The organism is Halomonas sp. C22 (genome assembly GCF_007655045.1).
Taxonomy (GTDB): domain Bacteria; phylum Pseudomonadota; class Gammaproteobacteria; order Pseudomonadales; family Halomonadaceae; genus Vreelandella; species Vreelandella hamiltonii.
The window spans coordinates 671,424-686,644 of the sequence record NZ_VBVC01000001.1 but is presented as its reverse complement, the minus strand read 5'-3'; the positions used below and the strand labels follow the sequence as shown (position 1 = coordinate 686,644).

Annotated in this window: 11 protein-coding genes; 1 reads left to right on the top strand and 10 read right to left on the bottom strand. The window is 62.3% G+C overall.

All coding sequences use genetic code 11. The features are described 5' to 3' along the window. The first annotated feature begins 104 nt into the window (after positions 1–104). Positions 105–302 (top strand): hypothetical protein, encoded by a 198-nt coding sequence (locus FEU76_RS03135; protein WP_144980217.1) that lies wholly within the window; start codon positions 105–107, stop codon positions 300–302. Between the two features lie 763 nt (positions 303–1,065). Here the strand turns inward: FEU76_RS03135 and FEU76_RS03130 are convergent. The 10 genes from FEU76_RS03130 to ribH form a co-directional block, all read right to left on the bottom strand. Beyond that, complete coding sequence (locus FEU76_RS03130) at positions 1,066–2,121, bottom strand: oxidoreductase (protein ID WP_144980215.1); 1,056 nt, start codon at positions 2,119–2,121, stop codon at positions 1,066–1,068. Between the two features lie 75 nt (positions 2,122–2,196). Then, positions 2,197–4,041, bottom strand: a complete 1,845-nt coding sequence (ilvD, locus tag FEU76_RS03125; RefSeq protein ID WP_039183698.1) for a dihydroxy-acid dehydratase — start codon at positions 4,039–4,041, stop codon at positions 2,197–2,199. Between the two features lie 130 nt (positions 4,042–4,171). Next, the gene (locus tag FEU76_RS03120; RefSeq protein WP_144980212.1) at positions 4,172–6,322 is read right to left on the bottom strand and encodes a methyl-accepting chemotaxis protein; all 2,151 of its coding nucleotides are present in this window, start codon (positions 6,320–6,322) and stop codon (positions 4,172–4,174) included. Positions 6,323–6,512: 190 nt separating this feature from the next. After that, entirely contained in the window at positions 6,513–8,657 is a 2,145-nt protein-coding gene (locus FEU76_RS03115; protein ID WP_144980209.1) for a PAS domain-containing methyl-accepting chemotaxis protein, read from the bottom strand. 175 nt (positions 8,658–8,832) lie between these two features. Next, positions 8,833–11,292 (bottom strand): endopeptidase La, encoded by a 2,460-nt coding sequence (gene lon / locus FEU76_RS03110; protein ID WP_144980206.1) that lies wholly within the window; start codon positions 11,290–11,292, stop codon positions 8,833–8,835. A gap of 149 nt (positions 11,293–11,441) precedes the next feature. Beyond that, the gene (locus FEU76_RS03105; protein ID WP_144980203.1) at positions 11,442–12,695 is read right to left on the bottom strand and encodes a DUF945 family protein; all 1,254 of its coding nucleotides are present in this window, start codon (positions 12,693–12,695) and stop codon (positions 11,442–11,444) included. Positions 12,696–12,750: 55 nt separating this feature from the next. Further along, on the bottom strand, positions 12,751–13,224 hold the full coding sequence (locus tag FEU76_RS03100) for a phosphatidylglycerophosphatase A family protein (protein WP_039183688.1): 474 nt from the start codon (positions 13,222–13,224) through the stop codon (positions 12,751–12,753). Continuing rightward, complete coding sequence (thiL, locus tag FEU76_RS03095) at positions 13,221–14,198, bottom strand: thiamine-phosphate kinase (protein ID WP_144980200.1); 978 nt, start codon at positions 14,196–14,198, stop codon at positions 13,221–13,223. The genes FEU76_RS03100 and thiL overlap by 4 nt, the downstream gene beginning before the upstream one ends. A gap of 34 nt (positions 14,199–14,232) precedes the next feature. Further along, complete coding sequence (nusB, locus tag FEU76_RS03090; RefSeq protein ID WP_016913295.1) at positions 14,233–14,736, bottom strand: transcription antitermination factor NusB; 504 nt, start codon at positions 14,734–14,736, stop codon at positions 14,233–14,235. Beyond that, entirely contained in the window at positions 14,733–15,221 is a 489-nt protein-coding gene (gene ribH, locus FEU76_RS03085; protein WP_039183684.1) for a 6,7-dimethyl-8-ribityllumazine synthase, read from the bottom strand. The genes nusB and ribH overlap by 4 nt, the downstream gene beginning before the upstream one ends.

The window sequence follows — 15,221 nt, the reverse complement described above, 5'->3', positions numbered from 1 at the left end:
CGGCAGCGCTCCTCGCGCTGCTTCGCGGGTGCGCTTCGCTTACGCCGCGCTACGGGTATCCCGGCCCTCCAAGTGCCAGCAACATCCCGTAGCGCGGCGTAACGATGGAGCGAGAGCAACGAGCGAAAGAGGCACCCGCGAAGGGCGGCGCCAGCCGCCCCGACAAGGCCATCATTACCCATCATGCCACCGCCACCCCCGTGCCCCCACCGGCAGCGCTCTCCGCGCTGCTTCGCGGGTGCGCTTCGCTTACGCCGCGCTACGGGTATCCCGGCCCTCCAAACTCCGGCAACATCCCGTAGCGCGGCGTAACGAATCTTGCGAGGCACGAGCAAATGAGGCACCCGCGAAGGGCGGCGCCAGCCGCCCCGATCATGCCACCAACCCCCACCGTGCCACCGCCACCCCCTGCGCCCCCATCGGCAGCGCTCCTCGCGCTGCTTCGCGGGTGCGCTCCGCTTACGCCGCGCTACGGGTAACCCGCCCTTCCAAATTTCGGCAATATCCCGTAGCGCGGCGTAACGAATATTGCGAGGCACGAGCAAATGAGGCACCCGCGAAGGGCGGCGCCAGCCGCCCCGATCATGCCACCATCCCCCACCGTGCCACCGCCGCCTCATGTGGCCCTACCGGCAGCGCTCCTCGCGCTGCTTCGCGGGTGCGCTTCGCTTACGCCGCGCTACGGGTATCCCGGCCCTCCAAGTGCCAGCAACATCCCGTAGCGCGGCGTAACGATGGAGCGAGAGCAACGAGCGAAAGAGGCACCCGCGAAGGGCGGCGCCAGCCGCCCCGACAAGGCCATCATTACCCATCATGCCACCGCCACCCCCGTGCCCCCCACCGGCAGCGCTCTCCGCGCTGCTTCGCGGGTGCGCTCCGCTTACGCGGCGCTACGGGTAACCCGCCCCTCCAAATTCCGGCAACACCCCGTAGCGCGGCGTAACGATAGAGCGAGAGCAACGAGCGAAAGAGGCACCCGCGGAGGGCGGCGCCAGCCGCCCCGGTGAGGCCACGAAACCACCCTGCCGCTCCACATTCAGGCCGGCATTTAATACACGGGCGGCTTTATGAGTGGTGCTTCAACGCTATCCAGCGGCGTTGGCGGTGGCTGTCGAGGCCGGCTTCGAGCAAGGTCATGCTGCGCAGGGCGTCCTCGACGGAGACTGGGAGGGGGGCTTGTTGGCGGATGGCATCGGCAACGCCCTGATAATAGGCGAGGTAGTCGCCGGGTAGCGTGGGGTGTTCGTGACTGACCAGCGGGGCATCTTCGCCGTGCCCTTCGCGTAGGGTGAGCGTGCCGGGAATGTCCTGTCCCCAGTGCGGCGTGGGGGTCTCGCCTGCTTTCAAGCGCGCTTCCTGTGGGTCGAGTCCCATCTTCACATAGCTGCCCAGCGTGCCATGCAGGCGGTAGCGGGGAGTGGGTTCAGCCACCAGGGTGCCTGCACTCAGGCTGACACGGCAGTCGTCGTACTCCAGCAGGGCCAGGAAATCATCGTCGGCATGGGCGGCGTCTCGGCGCGCGCCGATCTCCAGCAGGATGGCGTGGGGCATGCCAAACAGCTCGCAAGCCTGGTCCAGCAGGTGAGGCCCCAGGTCGTACCAGATTCCGCCCCCGGGCGCGGCTTTTTCGCGCCAGCGGTCGCGCACCTCCGGACGAAAACGATCGAAGCGGGATTCGAAGCCCGTCACTCGCCCCAGCGTGCCTTCGGCCAGCAGCGCCTTGACGGTCAAGAAGTCACTGTCCCAACGTCGGTTGTGAAACACCGAGAGCAGGCACTCTTTATCCGCCGCCAAGGCCTTGAGTTGCCTGGCCTCCGACAGCGTGACGGTGAAGGGCTTGTCGACCACCACATGCTTGCCTGCCGCCAGCGCGGCCTTGGCCAGGGGAAAGTGAGTATCATTGGGCGTTGGGATAACGATCAGATCCAGATCCTTGCGTTGACACAGCGCCAGAGTCTCGCGCTCGACCGCCACCTGTGGCAAGTCGGCAGTCACCTTGCTGGCATCGCTGGAAGACACCGCCACCAGCTCCAACCCCGGTACCGCCTGAATCAGCGGCGCATGAAACGTTTTACTCGCAAAACCATAGCCGACCAGGCCCACATTGATCGTCGCCTTCATGACGCTCCTCGATAGGTGTTGGATGATATACCACAAAAAAAACAGCCCGCTTTCGCGGGCTGTGAGATACGCCGATCAATCCAGTTTGGAGAGGTCGCGTACTGCGCCCTTGTCGGCGGAGGTGGCCAGCAGGGCATAGGCCTTGAGGGCAGGCGTCACCTTGCGCGGGCGCTGCTCGACGGGCTTCCAGGCGTCCTTGCCACGCGACTCCATGGCCTCGCGGCGCTTGGCCAGCTCGGCATCGCTCAGCTGCACGTTGATGGTGCGGTTGGGGATGTCGATCAGAATGGTATCGCCCTGCTCGACCAGCCCGATGGCGCCCCCGGCGGCGGCCTCAGGCGATACGTGACCAATCGACAAGCCCGAGGTGCCCCCGGAAAAACGGCCGTCAGTCAGCAGCGCGCACGCCTTGCCCAGCCCTTTGGATTTCAGGTAGGAGGTGGGGTACAGCATCTCTTGCATACCGGGGCCACCTTTGGGGCCTTCGTAGCGGATGACCACCACGTCGCCCTCTTTGACTTTGCCATCCAGCACGTTGGCCACTGCCTGATCCTGGGACTCCACCACGTGAGCCTTGCCCTCGAATACCAGGATGGAGTCGTCTACACCGGCGGTCTTGACCACACAGCCATCCAGGGCGATGTTGCCGTAGAGCACGGCGAGGCCGCCCTCACGGGAGAAGGCGTGCTCCAGGTCGCGGATACAGCCGGTGGCACGGTCGCCGTCCAGGCTTGGCCAACGGGCGCTCTGGGAGAACGCGGTTTGGGTCGGAATGCCCCCCGGGCCTGCCTTGAAGAATTCGACCACTTCTGAACTGGGCGAGCGCATGATATCCCACTCGTCCAGCGCGTCCTTCAGGCTGTCGCCGTACACGGTGGGCACCGAGGTATCCAGCACCCCCGCCCGGTCCAGCTCGCCCAGAATGGCCATGATGCCACCCGCGCGGTGCACGTCTTCGATATGGTATTTCTGAGTATTGGGCGCCACTTTGCACAGCTGCGGCACTTCACGGGAAAGGCGGTCGATATCCGCCATGGTGAAGTCGACTTCTGCCTCTTGAGCCGCCGCCAGCAGGTGCAGGATGGTATTGGTGGAACCGCCCATGGCGATGTCCAGGGTCATGGCATTCTTGAAGGCGGCCTTGTTGCCAATGGCGCGGGGCAGCAGGTGTGCCTCTTCGCCTTCGTAATAACGCTTGGCCAGCTCGACGATACGATGGCCCGCCGTTTCGAACAGGCGACGGCGATCGGCATGGGTCGCCAGCACGGTGCCGTTACCGGGAAGTGCCAGGCCCAGCGCCTCCATCAGGCAGTTCATGGAGTTGGCGGTGAACATGCCTGAGCAGCTGCCACAGGTGGGGCATGCGCTGCGCTCGACTTCTGCCAGGGTTTCGTCGTCGACGCTGTCGTCTGCGGCCATGACCATGGCATCGACCAGATCCAGGCCGTGATCCAGAAGCTTGGTCTTGCCGGCTTCCATGGGGCCGCCGGAGACGAAAATGACGGGAATGTTGAGCCGCATGGCGGCCATCAGCATTCCGGGGGTGATCTTGTCGCAGTTGGAAATGCACACCAGCGCATCGGCACAGTGGGCGTTGCACATGTACTCGACGCTGTCGGCAATGATATCGCGGCTGGGCAGCGAGTAGAGCATGCCGTCATGGCCCATGGCGATACCGTCATCCACGGCGATGGTATTGAACTCTTTGGCAACGCCACCCGCTTTTTCGATTTCGCGGGCGACCAGTTGCCCCATGTCTTTCAGATGCACATGGCCGGGCACGAACTGGGTGAACGAGTTGGCTACCGCGATGATCGGTTTGTGAAAGTCGTCATCCTTCATGCCGGTGGCACGCCAAAGGGCACGAGCGCCTGCCATGTTGCGGCCAGCGGTAGTGGTACGGGAGCGATACTGGGGCATGGTGTCCTCTACGTCTTTATCATGGCCCGCCACATACGAGGTGGCGGGCGGGTGAATCCAGCGGTCTTCGATTGTGGCATGAGCGAACCGCTGAGACTAGACGTAGACGACATCCAATACCCCACCCGCTTCAGAACGTCTCCCACTCCTCCGCGGCACGAGCCTTCACCAGCGGACGCTTCGACGGCGCTGACGAAGAGGCCGAGGGTGACGGCAAGCTGGCCGACTGACCAGCACGCGCCACGCGAATCCGCGCCATTTCGCTACTCTCCTCCTCGGCCCCTTCCAGGCGGAAAGCCGCGATCACGTTGGCAAGGTCCAAGGCTTCATTGGTCAACCGCTGAGCAGCGCTGGAAATGGACTGCACCTTGGTGGCATTTTGCTGGGTCACGTGATCCATCTCGGAGACGGCCATGTTGATCTGGGCAATACCGCTGCTCTGCTCGTCGGACGCAGTGCTGATCTCCTCCATGATGTCACTGACACGCATGACCTGACTGACCACCTGCTCGATGGCCTGCTCGGCTTGCTTCACCGCACTGGTCCCACCCGCGATTTCCTGGGTAGAGGTGTCGATCAAGCGGCGAATTTCGCCTGCTGCGTCGGCACTGCGGCCTGCCAGGTTGCGCACCTCGTTGGCCACCACGGCAAAACCACGCCCCTGCTCTCCGGCACGGGCAGCCTCCACCGAGGCATTCAGCGCGAGGATATTGGTCTGGAAGGCAATGCCATCGATGACGCTGATGATGTCGTTCATCTTGTCGGCGCTGGCCGCAATGCGCTCCATACGCTCCACCAGTGCCTGCATGTGCTCGCCGGTTTCACGGCTGGTGGCGGCATTCTGCATGGCCAGTTGGTTGGCCTGGCGGGCATTTTCGGTATTCTGCTGCACCGTGGCGGTGATCTGATCCATGCTGGACGCCGTCTGCTGCAGGGACGAAGCCTGCTGCTCGGTACGTGAGGCGAGGTCTTCGTTTTCCTGCTTGATCTGCTCGGACGCAGGCGTGACCACTTCGACCTTGTTGCCCACTTCGGTAATCAGCCCTGAGAGGCTGGCCCGCATGGTTTCCAGCGAGGCCAGCAGCTCGCCCAGTTCGTCATCCCGCTTCAAGGTGACACGGTTGGCCAGGTTGCCCGCAGCAATTTGAAAGGTGACACGCCGCGCCTCGCTGAGCGACTTCAGTAGTGATTTCAACACCGCCACGCTGAGCCCGACCATGAGCGCAATACCGAACAGCAGCACGCCCACTTGCCCCCATAGCAGCCATTGCTGCTGCCGCTCGGCATCGGCCATCAGGCTGTGAGCTGCCGCGCGCTCGTTATCGACCAGCAGATTGATGGTGGCGCTGATGCTCTCGGAGGTGGGCCTGACCACATCATTGAAGGCTTCGAAAGCCGCAAAGCCATTGCCTTGGCGAATCGCCGTCATGGCCGTGGTCGAACCGCCAAGAAACGTCGCCAGATGGGCAGTCAATCCTTGCTGCACACCGCTGGCCTGCTGACGCTGTTCGGTATAGGTCTGCCAGGTCTGTTCGATCTGGCTCTGCAGCGATGCCAGCTGTTGATCGAGCTGGTCAAGATCGGCACGACGAGGATTGCGCACCGCAGGCTCCAGCACCTGCAGTAGCTGGGCACTGCGCTGCTCGATCTGCTGCAGGTCGGCAATGCCTTCCAGGCCGGTCTGGTTGAGGGTACGCAGGCGCTCGGCAGAGCTGGTCAAGCCATAGACGCCGGCGGCCCCCGCCACCGTCAGCAAGAGAATGGCAGCCACGACCATGCCCATCAATTTGGCCTGCATGCTACTGAAACTGAAGCGTTGCACCCATCCACGCACCCCCGTGCGACGCAATGCACCATAATGAAGCGTAAAGCCCCGCGCTCGCCCCTGCTGCATGGCATGGTAGGCCCTGGCCGCCCGCGCAATGGCCTTGTTCGCCGCCCGGCGACGTATGGCGGTATAGCCCGCCACCCGCTCACCATCCAGTAGCGGCGCCACGGTGGTATGCACCCAATAGGTATCGCCATTCTTGCAGCGGTTCTTGACTACCCCCTGCCAGGTTTTGCCTTGCTCGATGGTGGCCCACATGTTCTTGAATATCTGAGCAGGCATCTCGGGATCACGGAAAATACGATGGGGTTCGCCCAGTAGCTCGGCTTGTGAGTAGCCGCTTACTTCGATGAACGTCTGATTGACGTAGGTGATGTTTCCCTGACGATCAGAGCGTGAAATCAGCACCTGATCGTCTGTCAGCTCAAGGGTTGCCTGGCTAGATGTGCTCATGAAGTCCCCTGTGTTTTTATGAAAGGCATGTTTCGCCCGATGACCCAGCGCTTCCTTTTACCAAGCCGACGTGGTGACACGCGATGACGTGCAGCAAGAATCATCAAGAATAGGCAAAAAATATGCCACCCGAGGGTGGCATAGGCAAAGCAGATCATGGTTTTTCATCAATGCTGACTAAACGCACCGATCAGAAGGTCTCCCATGGCTCATCCTGCTGGTGGCCAAGCGCGTGACGGGATGGCGCGGCTGCTTGCTGGGGCACGGCCTTCTTGACCCGCGCCAGCTTCTCCCGAGCCGCCGCTACGCTCTCTTCCTGGGCCCCCTCCAAACGGAAGGCATCGACGACGTTGGCCAGCTCGAAGGCTTCCAGGGCCAGATTGTCTGCGGAGGCGGCAATGGACTGTACCTTGGTGGCGTTTTGCTGGGTGACGTTGTCCATCTCGGCAATCGCCGAGTTGATCTGGCCGATTCCACTGCTCTGCTCGCTGGAAGCGGTGCTGATCGAGGCCATCAGTTCGCTCACCTGATTGACCTGACGCACGACGTTCTCGATGGCGCTTTCGGCCTGCTCCACGGCACTGCGCCCACCGCTGACCTCTTGGGTGGTGCTGTCGATCATCTTGCGGATCTCCTGGGCAGCGTCGGCACTACGGCTGGCCAGGGTGCGCACTTCGCTGGCCACCACGGCAAAGCCGCGGCCATGCTCCCCGGCCCTGGCGGCCTCGACAGAGGCGTTCAGCGCCAGGATATTGGTCTGGAAGGCAATGCCATCGATCACACCGATCATTTCGGTCATCTTCTCGGCACGCTGGGCAATACGCTGCATGCGCTCCACCAACTGCTCCATTTGCTGGCGGGTTTCCTTGGTGCTATTGGCATTCTGCTGAGCCAGCTCGGTAGCCTGGCGTGCGTTGTCGGTATTCTGCTGCACGGTAGACGTCATCTCTTCCATGCTGGAAGCCGTTTGCTGAAGCGAGGATGCCTGCTGTTCAGTGCGTGACGCCAGCTCTTCATTTTCGGCAGCGATCTGCTGAATCGCGGGCGTCACCACCGACACTCGGTTTTCGACCTCGCTGACGATGCTGGAAAGGCTGAAACGCATGGTGTCCAGCGAATAGAGCAGCTCCCCCAGCTCATCGTTGCTTTGACGACGCTCACGGGCGGCCAGATTGCCTGCAGCAATCTGGAAGGTCATATAGCGCGCGCCCGCCAGGCTGCGCATCACCGAGCGCAGTATCATCACGCTCAAGCCGATCATCACCAGTAGGCCTACGGCCATCAGTACGAGCTGCGCCACCAGCATCTGCTGACGGCCCTGATGCGCCTGAGCCACCAGCGCATGGGCGCCTTCCCGCTCGGCATCGACGAGCTGGTCACTCAACTGTCGCAACTGCTCGGTGGCGGGCTGTACGGCATCGTTGAAAGCTTCGAACGCGGCAAAGCCGTTGGCCTGACTAACGGCGGCCATGGCGCTGGTCACGCCCGTGATCCAGGCATTCAACGACTCCTCGACCCGTTGCAGTACGTCAGGCGCGGCTGCACTATCCGACTCATACTCATCCCACAGGGTCTGGACCGACTGAGTGACTTCTTGCAGTCGCGATTCAAAGGCCACCAAGTCTACTCGGCGCGGGTTGCGCACCGCGGGCTCCAGCTGTTCGACGGTGAGCCCTACCTGGCGCTCCATCAGCTGCAGGTTGGCAATCGCCTCGAGCCCCGAGCGGTTCAGCGTATCCAACCGCTCACCCGACACCATTAGCCCATAGACGCCAAGCCCCCCCGCCATGCCCAGCAGCAACAGTGCAGTGATGACCATCCCCGTCAGCTTGGCCTTTAAACTACTGAACTGAAAGCGAGCAAGGAGCCCACCCAGGCCACGCCGAATCAGTGCCCCCTGGTGTAAGCGGTAGCGGCGTGACTTGCCCTTGGCACGAATCTCGGCATATACCTGCTCGGCCCGGGCGATACGCTTGGCAGACGCCTTGCGGCGCAGCGAGGTATAGCCCACGATCCGCTCGCCGTCGCGCAGCGGCGCCACGGTCGCGTTGACCCAGTAGTGGTCGCCGTTCTTGCGGCGGTTCTTGACCGTGCCCTGCCAGGTACCGCCGGCCTGAATGGTTTTCCAGAAGTCGGCGTAGGCAGCCTCGGGCATGTCCGGGTGGCGGATCATGTTGTGGGGCGCCCCCATCAACTCCTCACGGCTGTAGCCGCTGACCTCCACAAAGGCTGCGTTGGCGTAGGTCACGTTGCCTTTCAGGTCCGAACGAGAAATCAGAACGGTTTCTTCGTCCAACACGTATTCGCGCTGTGTCATGGGTTGATTGTTACGCATCGCTGCTCCCCAGGGGTGTTATTCGATTTTTTTGAGTTCTCTCATTATCCAACGTATTAAGTCGCGTTAATCCTCAAATAGCCATATAAAAAACGCCGCTCTTCAAAGAGCGGCGCCGAAAGGAGAGACCGATACCGTACTAAGCCCTTTACTGGTTACCAGGGCTTACCCGACGTTACTTGAACACCACGTTGGCCACATCTCGGTAACGGCTGGCGAAGTGAACGGTCATGCCTTCCTTCAGGTACTCCGGCAGCTCGTCGTAATCACGGCGGTTGGCTTCCGGCAGGATAACCTCGAAGATGTCGCTGCGCCGAGCGGCAATGACTTTTTCGCGTATCCCGCCCACCGGAAGGACCTGCCCAGTCAAGGTCAGCTCGCCAGTCATGGCCAGCGGGCGGTTGATGGCCTGATGCTTGGCCAGTGACAGCAGCGCCGTGGTCATGGTAACCCCCGCCGACGGGCCATCCTTGGGTGTTGCCCCTTCCGGCACATGCAGATGCACGAACGCGGAATCGAAGAAATCGGCATCGGCACCGAATTCGGCCAGGTGCCCCAGGGTATAGCTATAGGCGATATTGGCCGACTCTTTCATGACCTCCCCAAGCTTGCCGGTGAGCTTGAAGCCTCGGTCCAGGGAGTGGATCTTGCCCGCTTCGATGGGCAGCGTGGCGCCCCCCATGGAGGTCCAGGCCAGACCGGTCACGACCCCTTCGCCCTTGAGCACTTTCTCCTTGCGGAAAAGTGGCGCGCCCAGGAACTCTTCCAGGTTCTTGACCGAAATCTTGACCGTTTCCACCTGCTCTTCCAGCAGTTTGACCGCCGCCTTTCGCACGATGCGGTGCAGCTGTTTTTCCAACTGGCGCACCCCCGCTTCACGGGCGTAGCCGTCGATGACCTGCTTGAGGGCGGCATCGGTCAGGTTGATGCGTTTTTTCGGCAGGTTGTCACGCTTCAGAAGCTTGGGCCACAGGTGGTGCTTGGCGATTTCCAGCTTCTCTTCGGCAATGTAGCCTGAGAGGCGAATCTGCTCCATGCGGTCCAGCAGCGGGCCAGGAATGCTGTCCAGGGTATTGGCCGTACACACGAACAGCACCTTGGAGAGGTCCATGCGCACGTCCAGATAGTGGTCCAGAAAATCCACGTTCTGCTCGGGGTCCAGCACTTCGAGCAGCGCCGAGGCGGGGTCGCCCTGGAAGGACTGGCCCAGCTTGTCGATCTCGTCGAGCATGATGACCGGGTTTTCAACCTCCACTTCCTTGAACGCCTGCACCAGCTTGCCGGGCATGGCACCGATGTAGGTGCGTCGGTGGCCCTTGATCTCGGCTTCGTCGCGCATGCCGCCCACCGAGAAACGGTAGAACTCACGCCCCAGAGCCTCGGCAATGGAGCGGCCGATGGAGGTCTTGCCCACCCCCGGTGGCCCTACCAGCAGCACGATGGAGCCGCCCACATCGCCCTTGAAGGTGCCTTCGGCCAGAAACTCGATGATGCGCTCCTTGACGTCTTTCAGGCCATCGTGGTCTCGGTCCAGCACCGCCCGGGCATGGCCAAGGTCCAGCTTGTCCTGGCTGGTGACGCCCCAGGGCAGCGATGTCAGCCAGTCCAGATAGTTGCGCGTGGTGCCGTACTCCGGCGAGCCGGTTTCCAGCACGCTGAGCTTGTTGAGCTCTTCATCGATACGGGCCTGAACACGCTCCGGCACCACCAGCGACTCCAGACGGTTCCTGAACGTGTCCACGTCGTTCTCGCGGTCGCCCTTGGAGATGCCCAGCTCGCGCTGGATGACCTTCAACTGCTCACGCAGGAAGAATTCACGCTGGCGCTCCTGCATCTGCGCGTTGACCTGCTCGCTGATCTCGCTTTGCAGCTGGGCAACGTCGATCTCCTTGCGCAGCAGCGGCAGCACCTTGTGCATACGCTCCGCCACGGGCAGCGTGGCCAGCACGTCCTGCAGTTCAGGGCCTTTGGCCGAGGTGATGGCCGCGGCAAAATCGGTGAGCGGCCCAGGCTGATGAGGGCTGAATCGATTGAGGTAGTGCTTCAGCTCCTCCCCATACAGCGGGTTGATGGGCAGCAGTTCCTTGATGCCGTTGATGATCGCCATGGCGTAGGCCCGGGTTTCTTCATCTTCGGCATTGACCGGCTCCTTCGGGTAGGTCACTTCCACCAGATAGGGCGGCTCCTTGGAGAGCCAGCGCTGAATCTTGAAACGCTGCAGACCCTGGGCAATGAACTGAATCTGCTGCTCTTCGTTTTTCAGCTTGTGCACCTTGACGGCCGTTCCGATCTCGGGGAAGCCGTCATGATCCAGGGAGTGCACCCCTTGCTCGCCAACGAACGCTACCCCAATGGTGTGATGTGGCGTGTTGCCAACGCGGCGCATGGTCTCTTCCCAGCGCTCACGATTGATCACCAGAGGCTGCACCTGGGCGGGAAAGAACGGGCGGTTGTGAATTGGCAGCAGATAGATACGCTCGGGCAGCATGTCGCTGGCAGGCACCAGCGAATGGGTGCGCTCACCATCCGAGCGGTGGTCGTTTTCGTCGTGGTGTTCTTCGTGACGGTCCGAATGCTCGCCTGCGGCGAGCCAATCGAGGTGTTCGTGATCGCGGTCGTAATCCTGGTCGCTCATGCGCCCTCCCCATCCACAGTAACCAGCAGCAGTGGCCAGCAAGTGGTTTGCCTGACACTGTCGCCGCTTCGTATGGTTACTGGGATGTGGGCAGCCAGGGAAAACTTCAACCCTGAGCGCCATTTGACAGCGTACTTATTGGTGGAACGTTACGGCCACAGTGTCGGCATGGGACGACCATTGACGCGCCAGACGCCGCGCACCACGTCGAACTGCAGCTCCCGGGTACCGAGGGGCAACCCCAGCCACAGGGCCGCTACGGTAGGGGCGTCGTGCCAGATGAAGTCGCCGTCGATACGTGCCCGCCAGCGCGCTTGCTCCTCGGGCTTGTCCAGCGAGACGACGCGCAATCTATCCAGCTGTCGACCGTCGAAAAACAGCGCCCCGTCTGCGGCAACTTGCAGGCCGAGCAGCGGGCTATCGAGTTCGATGGTGGTGACATCGAGCCGCGGAGAATCGCTCAATACTTGCAGCAGGTCAGGTTCCAGCCGCGCCAGCAGCCCTTCGGCCATGGGCAGCGCGGTATCCCCCCAGGCAGCTTCCTGACGCAACCGACGAATCACCTGACGCACGGCGTCACCGTTCAGCCGCGACAGCTCGGCTGCGACACGGCCGCTCAGCAGCGGTGTCTCCGGCGCTTCGCTGGGCACCAGCACCTCACCCAGTACCAGCTCTCCCTGAATGCTCAGCTCGGTTTCATCCAGGGTCATCTGGCTGTAGAGATCCAGAGGGGTGATCTGGATATCGTAGGCGGGGTAGTGCATCGACAGGCGGTCGATGCGCAGGTGGTCACGCTGGGTGAAATGGTAGGCATCGTCGATGTAGGTATAGCGGCTTTCCAGGGTGGTGGGCCCCAGCGTCAATTGAGACAAGCCATCGGTCAGCGTCAACTGGTCGAGCAATCCCCGCAGGCGCCAATCGCCAAACATGCCTTCCAGGCGAACCCGAGCGCCCCGAACATCCAGTTCCCGACCATTCTGCTGGATCACGAAGGGGGCCAGCGCCAAACGCAGCTCGGTGCGACCACTCAGCGTCTGATAGCGACCCTGCCAACGCGGCACGGAGGGGGCAGATACATCGCCCACGGCCTTTTGCAGCACGCTGTCCAGGCGAGGCAACAGCGTGCCCTGCACATCGGTAGAGAGCAGGCCGTGGCGGGCGTGGTAGGTCAACTCCAGCCGCCAGGGGCGGCCCAGCAATGGCGACAGCACGAGCTGGCCACGGGAGGTCAACCAGCCCTGACGGCTATCCAGGCGCTCTACCCGCCATTCACCTCGGGCTTCCAGGTCTTCCAGTGCCTGACGCAGGCTCCGTTCGAACAGGATGCTCGATAGCAGTTGCGCGACCATCCATATCACGGCAATCACCGAGAGGATAGGCACGATCAGACGTTCCTTGCGCATGCTATCTCCTTGTATGGCCTCCTGACAAAGCGCAGCGCCTGCTATCGGGCGTCGACTAGTGGAGCCAGAACCATAAGTGCATGGTACTCCAGGCGTAGATGCCTGCCATGACGTCGTCGATCATGATGCCAAAGCCCCCCGCCACTCGGCGGTCGGCCCAACGAATGGGCCAGGGCTTGAACACATCGAAAATACGAAAGACGATGAACCCCCAGATGGCAGCTTCCCAGGAAAAGGGCACGGCGGCCATGGTGATCCAGTAACCGACGAACTCGTCCCAGACGATGCCGGAGTGGTCGTGCACCCCCAGGTCATGGGAGGTTTTATCGCATAGCCAGACACCGACGATGAAGGCCACGAACACGATACTGAGATACCAGACCAGCGGCAGGTCCGCCATCATCCAATAGAAGGGAATCGCCGCCAGCGTGCCGAAGGTGCCAGGCGCCCAGGGCACGGTGCCACTCCCCAGGCCAAAGGCGAAGAAGTGAGTGGGGCGTCGCCAGACGCTGGCCGGTGCACGGTTCATTGGACACCCCCACGAAAGTGCTGCCAGCCAGAGTCGGCCAACGGCGCCACGCCGGTGATGCCAAGCGTATCGGTGCACTGGCCAATCACGCTGAGCGCGATTCCCTGCTCTGCCAGCCGTTGCCTGGCCTGGGAAACACGCGAAGGGGGGAGCGTGACCAGCAGCTCGTAGTCGTCTCCTCCGGAAAGGGCTGCCCGCTGGGCTGCTTGCGCGCCCAGACAGGCTTCCAGCCCTTCCGCCAGCGGCAGTTGTTCTGCTTCCAGCGCAGCCCCCACCTGGGAAGCTTCACAAAGATGCGTGAGATCCGCCAGCAGGCCATCGGAGATATCCAGCGCCGCGCTGGCCAGGCCACGCAAGGCAACACCCGCCGCCAGGCGAGGCTGGGGCAACAGATAGCGCTGGAGCAACGGGTGCTGCATGTCTCTTTCACCCTGTTGCCACAGCGCTAGCCCGCCCGCACCACCGCCCAAAGCGCCCGTGACGGCAATCACATCGCCGGCACGAGCCCCGGAGCGGGTCAATGCTTCACCGGAGGGCACTTCTCCCATCACCGTCACGGCAATGCTCAGCGCTCCTGCGGTGACATCGCCCCCCGCCAGCGTGGTCTCATGCCGACGGCACAGGTCATGGAAGCCATCGGCATAGCCCGATAGCCACGCCTCGGCAGCCGCACTGCCGGGGAACGCACGCTGGTCGAGGGTCAGCGCCATCAAGCACCAGCGGGAGCGTGCCCCCATGGCCGCCAGGTCGCTGAGCGCCACGGCCAGGGCGCGATGGCCTACCGCATGGGCAGGTGCGTCATGGGGAAAGTGCACGTCTACCACGGAGGTGTCCACACTGACCACGAGCTGCTGCCCCGACTGGGGCAGCAGTAAGGTGGCGTCATCGCCGCATCCCAGGGCAACGCCATCCGTCGCTTTCGCCTCCTGCGGCGACATGAAGAAACGTCGAATCAAATCAAATTCGGCAAGCACAAAGGCCCCTTAAACGCTTGATCAGGTCGCCCGCTTACAAGCGGCGGGCGCTGACTTCGGCACTTCGCAAGCGGTTGGCCAGCTTGTCGAGAATGCCATTCACGTACTTATGGCCGTCGGTGGCGCCAAACGATTTTGCCAGCTCAACGCCTTCGTTTATGACCACGCGGTAAGGCACTTCCATGCGGCGCGAGAGCTCGTAGGCGCCCAGGCGCAGAATGGCCAGCTCTACCGCGTCCAGGTCTTCCAGACGACGATCCAGCAGCGGTGCAATGTCACGATCCAGTTCGGCCTTGAAGCGGACTGTGTTGTGCAGCAGCTCATGGAACAGCGCTTTGTCGGCGATTTCCATGACCTTGACCCAGTTCTCGTGGTCTTCCAGGTCGTCGTCCGCCTTCTGGCTACGAAATTCGGCTTCGATGGTCGAGATCGATTTGCCGGTCATGTGCCATTGATATAACCCTTGTACCGCCAACTCCCTTGCGGCGTGGCGTCCCTGCTGTGCCGCAGAGGACTTGCGCTCACGTCGCTCGCTCATTGGTCATCTCCTGCGGGCAGTGCGCGCAGCAGCGATACCATTTCCATGGCGGCCATGGCGGCTTCGGTGCCTTTATTGCCTGCTTTGGTGCCCGCTCGTTCGATGGCCTGTTCGATGGATTCCACGGTCAGCACGCCATTGGCGACCGGCGTGTCGAACTCCAGCTGCAGATGATTGATGGCCGTGTTGCAGCCACCCGCCACGTATTCGAAGTGCGGCGTGCCGCCACGAATGACCGCGCCCAGCGCGATGACGGCATCCGGCTTCATGACGCGGAGCACGCGCTTGACTGCCAACGGCAGTTCCCAGGCTCCCGGCACGTGAACGATATGGATTTGTTCGGCATCGACGCCGTGGCGGGTCAGGCTGTCCACTGCACCTTCAACCAGGCTATCGACCACATGGTGGTTGAAACGCCCCACCACGATGACATAACGGCCATCTACGTCGACAAAAGTGCCTTCAACTTGCGAAAGGGATTGCAT